Origin of the sequence: Streptomyces sp. NPDC004327 (assembly GCF_042873935.1) — a bacterium.
Taxonomy (GTDB): domain Bacteria; phylum Actinomycetota; class Actinomycetes; order Streptomycetales; family Streptomycetaceae; genus Streptomyces.
Genome location: NZ_JBIAME010000001.1, coordinates 1,341,206 through 1,355,583, shown reverse-complemented (window position 1 = coordinate 1,355,583; position 14,378 = coordinate 1,341,206). Strand labels below are relative to the sequence as shown.

The following is a 14,378-nucleotide window of genomic DNA, read 5'->3' as shown; positions in this document are numbered from 1 at the left end:
GTACACACCAGACAGCACCGCCGCGCGGCCCGTGGCCACAACTCCTCTCGGTAAACCCGGTGGTAAGCCCAGTGGTAAGCACGGTGGTAAGCACGGTGGTAAGTACGGTGGTAAGTACGCGACCCACGACGACAAAGGACGCCCGCGACAGAGGGGCAACACCCCAGCAGCCCCCACCTTCATCGCAGGCCTCAACACTCCGCCAGCTTGCGAGTGACCGACCAACGGCGATCGGTCACGACCGGTGACCGATCGGATCCTCATCGCCTCACCTCAACCAGCCAGCCAGCCAGCCAGTCAGTCAGTCAGTCAGTCAGCCGAGCCCATCAGTAACCACTGCGGATGACCGACCCACACATCAGTCACCCACCACCGTCAGCCAAGAGGGTCGCCACCATCGAACATCGGTCACCCCTGCGGCAAAGCGCCGGACACAGCTGTAACCGATGACCACATCGGTCACAGGGGTGTTCACAAGTACGTCTGACCAGGCGGGACAGAGACGGTTGGTCGGCGGCCGGTTCGGCAGTTGGATCGCACCTGAATTCCGGTGGTCGACGCAGTGAGCTCGCGGTTCGCCAGAAGCGTGGGAGCGGTTTCCCGGCGCCCGGAGCGGTCAACGTATCGGCCGGCTGCCCGGCTGCCCGGGTGGCCCGGCAGGTGACAACACCCTTCCCATGAAACGCCGTTGGGGGAGAGAAGGGCGCCCGGACGCCTACCGGACCGCGGCCCGGGCCGCCACAATCTCGGTATGACGATCACGCCGGCTCCTCCGAGCGGACCGCCGACGCGCCGCACCCCCCTCGACCTCGCCCGCGGGATCCTCACGGGCGCGGTGATCGGGAGCTCGCTCGCCGCACTCGTCGTCGGCACTGTCCTCGAACGCGTTCCCCTGCTGGTCGGCGGCCTGGCCGTCCCCATCGCCTACGGACTGCTGGTCCTCGCCGCTGGGGCGCCCCAGCGCGCACGCGAGGCGGCCATCGTCCCCCGGACCGCGCTCGCCATGATCGAGAGCCTGCGCGCCACAGGCGGGGAGAGCAGCGACGTGCCCGTCCGCTTCGGCCTCACCGTCGCCCCGGACGGCGGACCGGCGTACCGTGTCGAGTCCACCCAGTCGGTCAATCTCGTCGACCTGCCCGACTACAAACCAGGCGGCATCGTCGTCGTCCAGTACCCACCGCACCAACCGTGGGCGGTGAAGCTGGTGAAGCGCCCGACACCGGAATGGGAGGACCGCGCGACCGCGGCCCGCATCGATTCGGCTCCCGGCCCGGTCCTGGCCGGCGAGGCGCCCCCGGGCGGCACCGTCGGCGGCTACCTCACGCTCCTCGCCCTGCTGCTGGGCGCGGCCGGGGTGGTCTTCGTCCTTCGGGCCGAACTCTTCGGCCCGGAAGACCTCACCGACCGGCCTCCCTCGGCAGCTGGGCCCGCCGACCCCGGCACCTCGTCCACCACGATCGTCTCGGCCGCGTCCGGCACCGTCGCCCTCGGCCCCGGACAGTCCCTGTTCGACGAGGGCCGGCTGCGTCACGCGGTTGACTCGCTCACCAAGGGCGACGGCAAAAAGCGCCAGGCCCTCACTGTCGTCGCGCAGGACCGCCTCCTCACCGTCGTCTTCACCCCCGCAGGCTCGCAGGCACCCGGCTTCGACCTGGACGCCCTGCCCTACCCGCGCATCCCCGCCCTCGTCCGGGAGGCCAGGACCACTCTCGGCGTCCGCTCCCCGCGGACCTGGCAGCTCACCGCCGAGAGCCTGTCCGGCGCCCTCACCCTCAGGATCGGGGTGACCGGCGCCGACGGCGCCGCCTCGTTGGAGGCGAACGGCCACGGCGAGATCGTGCGGCGCGTCCCGGCGCGCTGACGGTCCGGACGGTACGGGCACCCGGACGGAACGGGTGAGCCGGGCGGGGCAGGCGGTTGGGACCAGGAGGAGCACGGATGGGCTGGCACGGATGTCTGGCGTTGTGGTGCGTCGTCCTCGGCGCCGTCGCGCTCGTCGGATACGGACGGGCGCTGGCCGGGGTGACCCGCGGCCAGCGGGCGGTCCGCGTCATGGGCCGGATCGAGCGGGTCGCGGAGCCCCGGCACGGGAGCTCGGGACGCGAGGGGATCGCCGTGGTCGTCACCTTCCGCGATCCCGCCACGGGGCAGGAGTTCACCGTCACCAATGACGGCGAGTGCGGCGACCGGATCAGCACGGCCTGGACGGGCCGGGAGATCGGCATCCGCTACCCTCCCGGCCGCCCGCACGCCTACCGCTTCACCACCGACCCGGACGCCGGACGAAGCGGGCTCGGCTGGCCCAACTTCGCCGTCTTCCTCATCTACGTCGGGCTGGTCGTCGTCGCCTCGATCGACTGGGGCTGGCCGTGGGCCCTCATCGGCTTCGGCGTGCCCTGGACGCTGCTGGGCGCGACCTACCTGCCCGGGACCGTACGCGACACACGCCTGCGCATCGAGGGCCTCGCCTCCGGCGACCCTGTCCCGGGCCGCGTCATCGCCGTACTGAAGGACGTCACAGTCGACGAGGACGGTGAAACCCTCACCAGCCACACCCCGGTCGTCGCCTTCACCACCCACGACGGCACCGCCGTCACCGCCTACCGCACCGAAGGGCTGCGCGATCCCGTCGGCTCGCGCGGCCGGGACCTCACGATCCACTACCGCCCCGACGACCCGGGCGTCTTCACCACGGACCTCGCCGCCGAACACCGCTCCCGAGTCAGCGAGATCGCGTTCGGCGTCGTGGCCCTTCTCGTGGGGGTGGCAGCGGCCGTGGCGGGAGGGATCCTGATCACGGGCTGACGCCCACAACCCCCTGACGAGCCGGCCCCGCGGCCGGCACGACGCCAGGCGACAGCCGGCGCCGCCCGGGCACCCGTCGAACGAGGCGTGGCGCGGCTGAGGTCCTGGCGGATCTTCTGTGGATCCCGCATTGGCCCCGACCGCATGAGCGTCATCACCGAAGCCGTCCTCACCCTGAAGAGGTACCGCTGAAAACGCTCATGGAATGCCAGCCCGATTCCGCGGCCGTCGAGTGCGCTACGAACCCGGCTCCGCTGGTTGGTTGCACGAGCGCGAATGGCGGCTTACGTTCAACGACGACGAAACTCCCGACTTCGCACTCGCAGCCGATGCCGTCGTGGGCGTCGTCGTCGGCGAACAGGGTTCCGAGCAATTTCGATGAGAACCTCTTCCCCACAAGCTCTTCAACTATCCAGGAGCTCTCGATTCGAGGCCACGATGGTGGTGGGACGGGAAGGATCTCGTGGCAGACGGAACATTGGCACTTCGCGATCGGTATGAGTGCGAGAAGTGGTTCCTCCTCGACTTCATGGGCCTCACCTGAACGATGACGGCACGCTGCGTTTGGACAACACTCCCTGGTTCGTACGTGGAGTTGCCAGCGGGGACATCATCAAGGTGGAGCCCGACAGCGAATGTCTCCTCTAGGCAGGAGAGACGGTCCGTAGCGACACAGCGGTAGGCAGATCGCGTAGCTCGGAGCCCCGGGCCCGGGACGGACGGGACGCCTCGGCGGCTGCCAGCCCCGGCGTCACCCTTCAGACGGGAGCGGCTCGTGCAGTCGGTCTTCGGTGGGGGTTCGGATGGCCAGGATGGCCATGTCGTCGTGGCCGTCGCTGGGGTGGTTGTCGGCGAGGATGCGGACGAGGTCGTCCAGGGGCTGGTGGGCGTGGGCGGCGGCGAGGTCGGCGAGGGCGTGCAGGCGGTCGTCGATGGCGTGATCGGGGTGTTCGACGAGGCCGTCAGTGAAGAGCAGGACGGTGGTGCCACCAGGCAGGAGGTGGGTGTGGTCGGGGCGACGGATCTCGTCGTCGACGCCGAGGGGGATGCCGGGTTCGGCGTGCAGGTACCGAGGGGGTCCGACGGGAGTGAGGATGAGCGGCGGCAGGTGACCGGCGGTACTCCAGTGGAGGGTCCAGCCGTTGGTGGCGGGTTCGATCCGGGCCAGCAAGGCGGTGGTGACGGGCAGGTCGGTGATGGCCTGGATGGTGCGGTCGAGCTGCGTCAGCACCGCGCTGGGCGGGGTCTTGCGGGCGTAGAGCAGGGCCCGGAGCATGTTGCGGGCCTGGGCCATGGCGGCTGCGGCGTGCAGGTCGTGGCCGACGACGTCGCCGATGACAGCCGCGCAGGCCCGGTCGGGCAGGACGGCGGCGTCGTACCAGTCGCCGCCGACGGTGGCCGGTTCGGCGGCGGTGCGGTAGACCGCGGCGCCGGAGAACGGGGTGAGGTCCGGCAGGACGGGCAGCAGGAGTCGCTGGAACTGTTCAGCGCTGTCGCGCATGTAGCCGAACAGGCGGGCGTTCTCAATGGCGATGCCGGCTGCTCCCGCGAGGGCGCGTACGACCTCTTCGTCGTCCCGGTCGAATGGCTGGCCGTCATGGCGTCCGGAGAGGTAGAGGTCCCCGTAGATCTCGCCTCGGACGCTGATCGCCACGCCGAGCAGGGTGCGCATGGGCGGATGGCCGGGCGGGAAGCCGACCGAGGCCGGGTGGGAGGGGATGTCGTCCACCCGCAGCGGCTCGGGATGGTGGATCAGGTGCCCGAGAACGCCGCGGCCGTGGGGAAAGTCGACCCCGGCGAGGGCCGCGCGTTCGTCGTCGGTCAAGCCGGCGGTGATGAACTGCTCCAGGTGGTCGCCGGAGGGGGCGAGCACGCCGAGCGCTCCGTAGCGGGCGTCGGCCAAGTCCATGGCGGTCGTGACGATACGGCGGAGCACCGTCGGCAGGTCCAGCTCGCTGCCGATGGCTAGCACCGCCGACAGCAGCCCCTGCACCCGGTCCCTCGCCCTGGCCAGAGCACGCAACTGCTGAGCGATTCCGTCCAACTGATCGTCCAGGAACAGCCGAAGATCCGGCCTGTCCCCCTCACCAGGTGACGTGCCGGGATGGTCCGCATCATGATTCATGCGTCGCCTCGTTCATCACCGTCAACGCTACGCGCGACACCGTCACCAGGCCGGGAGCACACGCTCAGCAGGCGTCACCGATCGCGGGAGCCGGACACGGCCGAGCGCCAACCGCTTGGTGCCCCATGACGCCGATGCTGGCCGGCCGAGCTGCCCCACCTGCAGGCCGAACCGGCCGGATCCGGCCGCCGTCGGCGAGGCGGACCTGCCGGAAGCAAGGAACACCCTAGTCACCCACAAATGTCAAGGAGCTGCTCCGCCTCATGGCAGGTGACCCCGCCGCCTTCGTGCGGAACAAGAGCAGACGGCACCTGGCCATCCTGCCGGTCGAGATCATCGGGCACGGGCCCGGGTTCAACTCATCCGGAAGGGGGCGGCCTGGAAGAAGGGGCCTGGGAAATCCGCCTCCGGACGGCCCCGTAACGGCTGGCGCTGCCCTGGGGGCGTCGTGTGGGTCAGGGTGGCGGCCCGGACCCACACGGCGCGGGGGTCAGGCTTTCGCGCCCGAGTCGGACGCGGGGGCGGTCCCGGACGCCGGCGCGGGGGCGGGCTTGGGCGGGTCGGTCTTGATGCCCTGGTTGAGCATGCCGCCGAGGGCGCTGAGGTTGCCGCCTCCGGCTCCCCCGGTGACGAGCGGTACGGCCTTGCCAGCCGCGTCGACCGCGATCTGGGCCATCTTCTGAAGGTGTTCGGTGGCGGTCTTCAGGGCTTCCTGGGCACGTACGCCGGCTTCCTTGTCGTTGGTGGCGGCGGCTTCGATGCCCTTGCTGAGGACCTGGCTCATCTGGGCGAGGCCGCTCATGTCGCGGAACAGGTTGGCCGTGGTGATGGCCTGGATCGCCTGGAGGCCGTTCGGGTCGGGCATCGCCACCAGCGGGGTGAACTTGGCCTGGGAGACGCCCATGCCGGCCGCCGTGGTGTCGAGGTTCTGCGCGCGTGTGGCGGTGGAGACGGGGGCGATGTCGGCGGGGGTGATCTGGATCGGCGAGTCCTTCCAGTTCCAGAAGCGGGTGAGGTCGATCTTCTCGGCCGAGTTGGACCGGCCGAGGACGGCCTCGGCGAAGACGCCGTCGGTGGCGAGGGCGATCGTGCTGGTCGCCGGTGCCCCGAACGTGTTGTCGCTCGCCTTGCGGGAGTTGGTCCACTCCTCCCGTTCCTCCTCGCTGGCGAAGTTCCAGCGGAACCCCAGGTAGTTGGCGGTGGCGGCGACCGGCTTCGGGTCCAGCAGCATGCCGAGCGGGACCGGCTCGGCGGTCGAACCCGCAGGGGTGTAGGAGTAATTGGCGAGGATGCGGCTGAGCGTCAGCTCGTCGGCGTTGGCCCACACGGCCCGGCTGTAGTGCCGGCTGTTGTCGTTGAGGTGGTCCAGGACCGCCTGGGGCACCTTCCCGCCGCGCACGTGGAAGCCGATCGAGGCGACGTAGGTGCGGCTGCCGGACTTGACCGTGGAGCCGAACAGCCCGCAGATCGTCGAGGCGCCGCCGGCGTCCTCGGACAGGTCGGGTGCGGCGGTGGTGGTCGCGGCGGTGCCAAAGTTCGCCACGCCCGAGGTCATCTTCAGGCGCAGCCCGGCGAGGCTGCCGCGGCCTGCCCTGCCGCTCCAGGCTTCGTAGGAGACCAGCCTGTCGCCGCCGCCGAAGGTGTAGGACGCCTGCTGCGCGCCGGAGCCGCCGATGTCGCCGCAGCCGAAGACGTGGCTCGGGAAGACCACCTGGATGCCGCGGATGCCGTCGCTGTCGGACCACACGTCGATCCGGGACGCGTAGGGGGACTCCGCCTTCGGCTGGTCGTCGAAGGGTATCGGGGTCTCTCGCCCCATGATCCGGCGCACTGTCCCGTTGCTCATGAGGACCCAGTAGTCCCCGCCGGCGGAGGCGATCTGCGCCAGCCCGGTGGTGCTCTGCAGGCCGCCTATCGCGGGACGGATCACGCTCGTCGTGCCGCTCTGGACCAGCAGGGGCATCGTCTCGCCGGTGGGCTGGGCCTGGACGACGGCCCAGACCGCGCCGTCGGACGTGGCGGACAGGCTCTGCACGCCCGGTCCGTTCCGCCGGATCCCCTCGGTACCGCTGCTGCGCTCGTACACGACCCCCTGCCGGGAGTACCACAGCTTGTCCTTGCCGGTGACGGCGAGGTCGTCGGCCACGATGCCCGTGCTCGAGTACGAGCTCTGGCCCCGCTGGTGGATCAAGTTGTTGGTGCCGACCATGGAGACCGTGTCGTCTGTGCCGCAGGCGATGCGCAGCGCCCAGCCGGTCACCGGGTCGGGGCGCCAGGTCGTCCCGTCGAACTGGAGGATCAATTTGTCGCTGGCTCGGATCCCCCAGACGATGTTCTTGCCCGGCGCGATGCGGGTCAGGCCCCCGGTCAGGCCCGTGGTGGGCAGCGGATTCCACCGCTGCGTCGCCGGGTCGAACCGCATCGGGACGCCGTCGGCCTTGCGCACCCCGTACACACCCATCGACGAGGCGGCGATGTCGGCCAGCTCCACCCCGTCGAACTCCTGGCGGTCCGCCACCTCCGGCGCCGAGCACGCGTCGAGCCTGCGCACGGCGGTCTCGAACGGGTTCGCCGCGCGGATCTTCATCGCCCAGTCGGCCGGAGCCACCGACGCGAGCACCTCCTTGTACCGCTGGAGGCTGGTGGGTGTGAAGGTGAGCTCCTGCAGCGGGATGAACAGACAGCGTTCCAGCTTGGCCGGCCTAGTCGTCACGCTGTAGACCTGGACGACCTCGTAGTACTGCACCGACATCGCGTGCATGTGGTTGTAGTTGGTGACGACCCGGGTGGTGACCTTGTCGTTCTCCGTCTGCGTCGTCTCGCGCACGACCGTCATGTTCCGGCTGCGGGCCGCGGTCGCGAGCTGCTGGGTCCGTGCGCTGATCCGCTGCGTCGCCTCCGCCGCGACCCACTTCGTGCCCGTGGAGCGTGAAACCGACATCGCGACGCCCGAGTTCGACGACTTGCTCCAGTTGCCGCCGCCGCTGATACCGAAGACGGAGACGCCGAGACTGCCGCCGGAGCTGGACGACTGGCTCTTCTGGGCCCCTTGCGATTCGCCGTACTGCTCCTCATGGGCGATCGTGTTCGCGACCTCGCTGATCGACCGGTTCTGCTCGGTGCTCCCGAAGAGCACCTCGTGTTCGGACGCCGTCTCGGTACCGGTGGCCCGGGTGGTGCGCTGCCAGTCGACCACTGCGACCCGGGTGCTCTCGCCGGGCGCGAGCGCCAGGCTGTGCAGCAGCCTGCCGAGCGTCACGCCCTGGGCCGACCAGCTCTGCTCGGTGGTGACGATCATGCCCTCGGCCGGGCGGTTGTAGAACGGCAGGTCCTCCGCGCCGAGGTCGACGGCACCGGTCAGGGCGCGGGTCGGCTTCGCTCCGGGAATATCGGTGAGCACTACCGACCGGTACCGGACGATCTCCGTCGGGTAGTTGCCGGTGGTGGGGAGTAAGTCTTTCGGCGTGGGGCCGTCGAGCATCGTCTTGTCCGCATCGGACGTGGCCGACGTGCTCGTGGAGGTCGGCGGGGTGGTCGCGGATGATTCGGCGCTCGTAGGGCTCATCAAGTGTCCCGTCTCAGGAGGAGGGAAGGGCAGTCGCCGTGGAGGCCAGACCCCACAGCGTCTGGCGCAAAGGCAACTACGCCTTCCGTGTCGCACGAAAGCTACACATTTCGATCACAGCAGCAGCACACTTTGCCGGAAATGGCCAGAAAGCGCGCCTCACCGTGCAACAGCACTGTCCGAGCATGGAGTTGAAGAGGCTGCCCGTCCGCGTGCCGGGCTTCACGACAATGACCGTACGGCCTTCCTGCTCTCGGAGCGCAGGGCTTGCGCGGGTCGAGAGCGCAGGGCGTACGGCGCGGTGCCCTCCGCCCTCCGGGACGAACCGAGGAGCGGAGTAGTCACACGTCAAAGCCCTTGGCTGTCTAGGGTCACGGAGTACGACAAGCTCGCCGTCCACTACGAAGCGACAGTGCTGGTCGCAGCCATCAATGAGTGGCTGTGACCAGCACTTTCAGCCCCGCCAGGTTCGGTCATGTCGACGGGGCGTGCGAATGTTCTCGTTCGTCGATCGTCAACTGGTCCGCTGTGCGAGTCTGCCTCTGACCAAGTCGCCGTGCCCTCTTTCAGGGAAGCTCACCAGGGGCTGCCGGGGCGCGGTGGACGCAGCGAGGGGGGAATACCGCTATGCGCCTGTCCCGTATCCGAGAGTTGGGGGCGTTACCGTCCTGGGGGCCTAGACGCGCAAGATCCTGGGCCAGAGCCGCGACCGGCGCCGTGCTGACCATGGCCCTGGCCCTGGCCGGGGTGGCCGGTACCGCCGCGGCGAGCGCCCCGCCCACCAAGGTGATCGCGACCATCCGCGTCGGCGACTCCCCGCTGTACGCGGCGATCACCCCGGACGGGTCGAGCGTGTACGTCGTGAACGTGAACGGCAACTCGGTCAGTGTGGTGGACACGGCCAGCAACACCGTCAAGGCGACGATCCCGGTGGGTCAGATGCCGTGGGACGTCGCCGTCACCCCCGACGGGTCGACCGTCTACGTGGCGAACAGATACAGCAATTCGGTCAGCGTCATCAGCACGGCGACCAACACCATCACACGCACCATCTCCGGTCTGGGCTCCCCCAGTTCTCTCGCGGTCACCCACGACGGCAGCGAACTCTGGGTCTCCACCAACTCCACCATCACGGTCGTCAGCACCGCCACCCATGCGGTCGTGCAGACGATCGCGCAGGACTCGGTGGAGATAGCCCTCTCCCCGGACGAGCACTACGTCTACGCGCTGGGATACCGCGGTTCCCTCGCCGTCCTCGACCGTACGGCCGGCAACGCCAAGGTCGCGACGATCAGCACGCCCAGCGACGGCAGTGACCTGGCCGTCACCCCGGACGGCTCCAAGGTCTACGTCGCCAATGGGCAGTACCAGTCGGCCAGCGTGATCGACACCACCACCAACACGGTCACGAAGACGATCCCGACCGGACCCGCCTCGTACAACCTGGCCATCATGCCGGACGGCTCCCACGTCTTCGTCTCCGCGGGCAACGGCATCGCCGTGATCAGCACGGCCACGGACACGGTGGCATCGTTCGCCCCGGTCCACAACCCCTACGGGGCGGTCTTCACCCCCGACGGCGCGTACGCCTACGTCACCGACAACGGCCTGAACTCGGTGAACGTGCTCGCCGTGCCGCCGCCGCTGCCCGTGGTCACCGGCATCAGCCCCGCCTCCGGCCCGGCCGCCGGCGGCACCACGGTCACCATCACCGGCACCGACCTGTCCGGGGCGACCTCGGTGACCTTCGGCACGGGCCACCCGGCCACCGACGTGTCCTGCTCGGCGACCTCCTGCACCGCCACCGCACCGGCCGGCACCGCCGGCACCGTGGACGTCCAGGTCACCACGCCCAACGGCACCAGCGCGGCGGGCAGCGCCGACCGCTACACCTACATCGCGTACCCCGTCGTGACCGGCGTCAGCCCCGACTCCGGCCCGCTGGCGGGCGGCACCACGGTCACCATCACCGGCACCGGCCTGTCCGGGGCGACCTCGGTGACCTTCGGCACGGGCCACCCGGCCACCGACGTGTCCTGCTCGGCGACCTCCTGCACCGCCACCGCACCGGCCGGCACCGCCGGCGCCGTGGACGTCCAGGTCACCACGCCCGGCGGAACCAGCGTGGCTGGTGCCGCCGCCCGCTACACCTACGTCGCGCAGCCCGCCGTGACCACCGTGAGCCCGACCAGCGGCCCGGCACTCGGCGGAACCAAGGTCACCATCACGGGCACCAATCTGGGCGGCACCACCGCAGTGCACTTCGGGTCGACGCCGGCCGCCTCCTTCACCGTCACCGGCACGACGTCCATCACCGCCACCGCTCCGGCGGGGACCGGGACCGTGGACATCACCGTCACGACCCCGAACGGCACCAGCACCAGCCAACCGGACGACCGCTTCACCTACATCCCGGCTCCCGTGGTGAGCGCGGTGAGCCCCGCCTCCGGCCCGGCCACCGGCGGCACCCAGGTGACGATCACCGGGACCGGCTTCACCGGCGCGAGCGCCGTCCACTTCGGCGCCACACCCGCGACGTCGTTCACCGTCACCAGCGCCACGAGCATCACCGCCACCGCCCCCGCCGGGGTCGAGGGAACGGTGGACGTCACCGTCACCACCGACAACGGCACCAGCGCCACCGGCACGGCCGCCCAGTACACCTACGTCGCCGCGCCCACCCTCACGGCCCTGAGCCCGAGCAACGGGGCCTCCCCCGGCGGTAATCAGGTGACGATCACCGGCACCGGCTTCACCGGGGCCACGGCCGTGACCTTCGGCGGCACGGCCGCCACCTCCTTCACGGTCACCAGCAGCACCTCGATCACGGCCGTCGCCCCGGCGGGCACCGCCGGTACGTCCGTGGACGTGGCGGTCACCACCATCGGCGGCACCGGCACCGCGAAGTACACGTACAACCGGGACACCACCAGCCTCACGGCCAGCCCGATCCTGCTCAACCTGCAACCAGGCCCGCTCAACCTGACCCTCAACCTGTCGGCCACGTTGACGGACACCACCACCGGACGGCCCGTCCCCGGCCAGAACGTCGTCTTCACCGTCGGATCGACCACCGTGTGCTCCGGCACGACCGACGTCGCAGGCACCGCCGAGTGCGCGGGTGTCGTGCCCGTCCTCACGGCCCTGCTCGCCCTGCACTACAACGCTACCTTCGCCGGAACACCAGCCCTGGCCCCGGCCACCGCCACCGGAGCACTGATCAGACTCTGACCCCGTCGCCGGTCGGCCGGCCCGGGCGCCCACGCCCGGACCGGCCGACCGCGCGCACCAACCGACCGCGCCGCCGCGGGAGTCGTACGCCTTGTCGGCCCGGACCCGGTCCGGGCGCTTGCGCGGCCTGCCACGCCCGATCCGGGCACCCGGATCGCTTCCAGGACCGGCTCGAACTGCGATGAGTCACCTCGCTGCCCGGCCGCGATCACCACCGACAAGGGCTTCGGCGATCTTGCCGGTCAGTCCGCCACGGGACCGTCCCAGGCCGTGGTCGGCCGGCTCGGACGAAGACCCCGCCGGACGGTCCCTTCTGGAGATCCCCTTTCTCGCCGCCCCGGGGGCGTGCTGGTGATCAGACCCTTGGCATCCCCGTGGCTGTCACCGACCTGATACGACTCAGGGCCCTGGCATCCGCCAGGGCCCTGCGCTCTGTGGTGACGTACGGCGCGTGCTCCAACGCTTCTGTGCACGACGGTCCGCATTGTCCTGTGTGGGGTTACATGTTGGCCTTGATCCAGGAGTAGAGCTTGTTGACGTTCGTGTACACGCCGGCCCGTCCTGGCAGGGCGCAGCCCTGGCCCCAGGAGGCGATGCCGACCAGCTCGTTGTACCGGTTGACGAGCGCGCCGCCGCTGTCCCCCTGGCAGGCATCCGTGTGCCCGTCCGGGTATCCGGCGCAGAACATCGTGTCAGAGAGGCGGCCTTCTCTGGAGTAGTTCGAGCACCCCTCTTCGTCGTTCCTCAGGACCATCACATTCGTGGTGTACAGGTCATTCGGTGCCGAGCCGCCTTCGGAAAGGAGCCCCCATCCTGCGATGGAGAGGATCTGGCCGTACGGCGGCTGGCCGGAGGAGGGCGGCCAGCTGACCGGGCCGACGCTGCCGGGCTTGAAGGTCAGAGGCGTCGCCAGCTTGAGCACCGCGACGTCGTTGTTGTACTCGACAAACATGCTGTACTGCGGGTGGACAACGTACTTCTCCACGGGGTAGTTGGTGGTCCCGTCGAGCCGGAGGCTGCCCACCCCCACGCTCAGCGCACTCGGAGGGCTTTGGCGTTGGAGGCAGTGCGCGGCGGTGAGGATCGTCCTGTCGTCCAGAATGACCCCACCGCAGATGTGCCTCCTGTACTCCTGGAGTGACGCCATGTACGGGGGCATCCGTGTGGCCTTTGTGCCATTGACGATGGCGTGTGCCGGCACCGTGCTGGACAAGAGCCCCAGCAACGTGCCCACCAGCGTGACGCCTGCCAGCCCCCGCCACGATGTCCTGCGCCATGACCAGGCCATGAAAACCCCACTCTGAAACAGACAGGAGACCCTCCCCCGCCGCACGAGTGATCCAAGAGCATGCCCTGTCAGACAGGGCGAAATTCAGCCACTCTCATGGGCCCGTGATCGAGCGGGTGCCTCCGCACGGTGACGGTCGGCGCGCGCCGGGGGACCTGATCGACTGGCCCTGTTCGATCACCTGGCACGAACGCGACCGTGCGGCAGGGCTGCCCGGGCCATGGCTGTACCTGGCGTCGGGCGGCTGCACGATGCAGTGGCATCTGTCATTGCTCGCAGCCGGCAACCCCGTGCTGCTCCATGACACAGACGGCTGGGTGCCAAGCTGGGGCGAGGGCCCCATGACGGCCTGCGCCACGCAACCGCCCGGACCGCCGCGGGTGTCGACGCGCCCCTGCCCCGGCTCACAGTGGATCGTGATCGAGGACCTCGTACCCACGGCGACCATCAAGGTCTACACCGACAGCTCAGAGATATGCGTCCTCGAGGCGGCGGAGACCTCACAGGAAGTGGATCTCGGCAGTGCCTCGCTGTCACCGGGACAGGAACTCACCGTCGCGCAGGGGCTCTGCGGGGTGTTCGGGCCACCGTCGCCCGTGCCGTCCTGGGTCACCGCGCCGCTGCTCGCTGCCAATCCGGTCTTTCCGGAACGGCTCCTGGAATGCGCGTCAGGGTCGCCGGTCTGGTCGGAGGGTGCCGCGTCTCCCTCACCGCTCGCCCCCCGCCTCGCCATGCCTCTGCCCCGGATGTCAGCGCAGTTGCCCGGCGGCCCACTGCGCCCACTCCCGGCGCATCGCGTTGAACCGGAGCCCGTACTCCAGGGCGATCCGGCCGTGCACCGACAGCCGGTCGTCACCCCAGTCGATCGAGGACTCCAACCGGCGCAGGTTCTCGTACTCCCGCTCGGACAGTTCCTGAAGCTCGGTCAGGTAGCCCCGTGCCTGCTCGGGGGTGAGCACTCCCAGGAAGAAGACCCGAAGCAGGATGTCGCTGCGGGTGTTGCGCTGCGGCTTGGTCTCGGTCAGCCAGTGCCGCAGTTCTGTCAGCCCCTCGTCGGTGAGGGTGTACTCCTTGCGGCCCCGCGGGCCCTCGGCCGATACGTCGATCAGCCCGTTCGCTGCCAGCTTGGACAGCTCCGAGTACATCTGGCTCTGGGTGGCGGGCCACACGTTGGCCAGTGAGGTCTCGAACCGCTTCAGCAGGTCGTAGCCGCTGGCCGGGCGCTCTGACAGGAGTCCGAGAAGGGCGTGTCGAAGGCTCATGGCTCCCACTCTACCTTCCATCCTTGACATGTCACCTTTGGAAGGTCTACTTTCGACATGTCATAACAGGAATATGAGTCCGGCGGGCCGACCGGCGGACCG

Annotated in this window: 8 protein-coding genes and 1 pseudogene; 5 read left to right on the top strand and 4 right to left on the bottom strand. The window is 69.6% G+C overall.

Translation table 11 applies throughout. The features are described 5' to 3' along the window. The first annotated feature begins 751 nt into the window (after nt 1-751). From ACFYU9_RS06040 to ACFYU9_RS06025, 4 genes and pseudogenes are all read left to right on the top strand, one after another. A complete protein-coding gene (locus tag ACFYU9_RS06040) occupies nt 752-1,861 on the top strand; it encodes a hypothetical protein (protein WP_389342911.1) in 1,110 nt (369 codons plus the stop codon). 77 nt (nt 1,862-1,938) lie between these two features. Continuing rightward, on the top strand, nt 1,939-2,805 hold the full coding sequence (locus ACFYU9_RS06035; RefSeq protein WP_389342908.1) for a DUF3592 domain-containing protein: 867 nt from the start codon (nt 1,939-1,941) through the stop codon (nt 2,803-2,805). 60 nt (nt 2,806-2,865) lie between these two features. Then, nucleotides 2,866-2,997 (top strand): annotated as a pseudogene (locus ACFYU9_RS06030) (IS5/IS1182 family transposase); the annotation flags it as partial. 309 nt (nt 2,998-3,306) lie between these two features. Beyond that, complete coding sequence (locus ACFYU9_RS06025; protein WP_389342906.1) at nt 3,307-3,453, top strand: DUF4265 domain-containing protein; 147 nt, start codon at nt 3,307-3,309, stop codon at nt 3,451-3,453. Between the two features lie 103 nt (nt 3,454-3,556). Here the strand turns inward: ACFYU9_RS06025 and ACFYU9_RS06020 are convergent, their stop codons facing one another. Then, nucleotides 3,557-4,840: a PP2C family protein-serine/threonine phosphatase gene (locus tag ACFYU9_RS06020; protein WP_389343029.1), complete on the bottom strand. Its 1,284-nt coding sequence runs from the start codon at nt 4,838-4,840 to the stop codon at nt 3,557-3,559. Nucleotides 4,841-5,420: 580 nt separating this feature from the next. Continuing rightward, nucleotides 5,421-8,495, bottom strand: coding sequence for a hypothetical protein (locus ACFYU9_RS06015; protein WP_389342903.1), 3,075 nt, complete (start codon nt 8,493-8,495; stop codon nt 5,421-5,423). A 726-nt stretch (nt 8,496-9,221) separates the two neighbouring features. On the opposite strand from ACFYU9_RS06015, the gene ACFYU9_RS06010 reads away from it, so the two are divergent. After that, nucleotides 9,222-11,726, top strand: coding sequence for an IPT/TIG domain-containing protein (locus ACFYU9_RS06010; protein ID WP_389342900.1), 2,505 nt, complete (start codon nt 9,222-9,224; stop codon nt 11,724-11,726). 499 nt (nt 11,727-12,225) lie between these two features. Here ACFYU9_RS06010 and ACFYU9_RS06005 read toward each other — a convergent pair whose 3' ends face one another. Next, nucleotides 12,226-13,014, bottom strand: coding sequence for a serine protease (locus tag ACFYU9_RS06005; protein WP_389342897.1), 789 nt, complete (start codon nt 13,012-13,014; stop codon nt 12,226-12,228). A gap of 749 nt (nt 13,015-13,763) precedes the next feature. Continuing rightward, nucleotides 13,764-14,276, bottom strand: coding sequence for a PadR family transcriptional regulator (locus tag ACFYU9_RS06000; protein ID WP_389342894.1), 513 nt, complete (start codon nt 14,274-14,276; stop codon nt 13,764-13,766). Between the last annotated feature and the right edge of the window lie 102 nt (nt 14,277-14,378).

Bases quoted from the DNA above. Each gene is read 5' to 3' on its own strand.
- ACFYU9_RS06040 (WP_389342911.1), top strand. From the start codon at position 752: ATGACGATCACGCCGGCTCCTCCGAGCGGACCGCCGACGCGCCGCACC.
- ACFYU9_RS06035 (WP_389342908.1), top strand. From the start codon at position 1,939: ATGGGCTGGCACGGATGTCTGGCGTTGTGGTGCGTCGTCCTCGGCGCC.
- ACFYU9_RS06015 (WP_389342903.1), bottom strand. From the start codon at position 8,495: ATGAGCCCTACGAGCGCCGAATCATCCGCGACCACCCCGCCGACCTCC.
- ACFYU9_RS06010 (WP_389342900.1), top strand. From the start codon at position 9,222: ATGGCCCTGGCCCTGGCCGGGGTGGCCGGTACCGCCGCGGCGAGCGCC.
- ACFYU9_RS06005 (WP_389342897.1), bottom strand. From the start codon at position 13,014: ATGGCCTGGTCATGGCGCAGGACATCGTGGCGGGGGCTGGCAGGCGTC.
- ACFYU9_RS06000 (WP_389342894.1), bottom strand. From the start codon at position 14,276: ATGAGCCTTCGACACGCCCTTCTCGGACTCCTGTCAGAGCGCCCGGCC.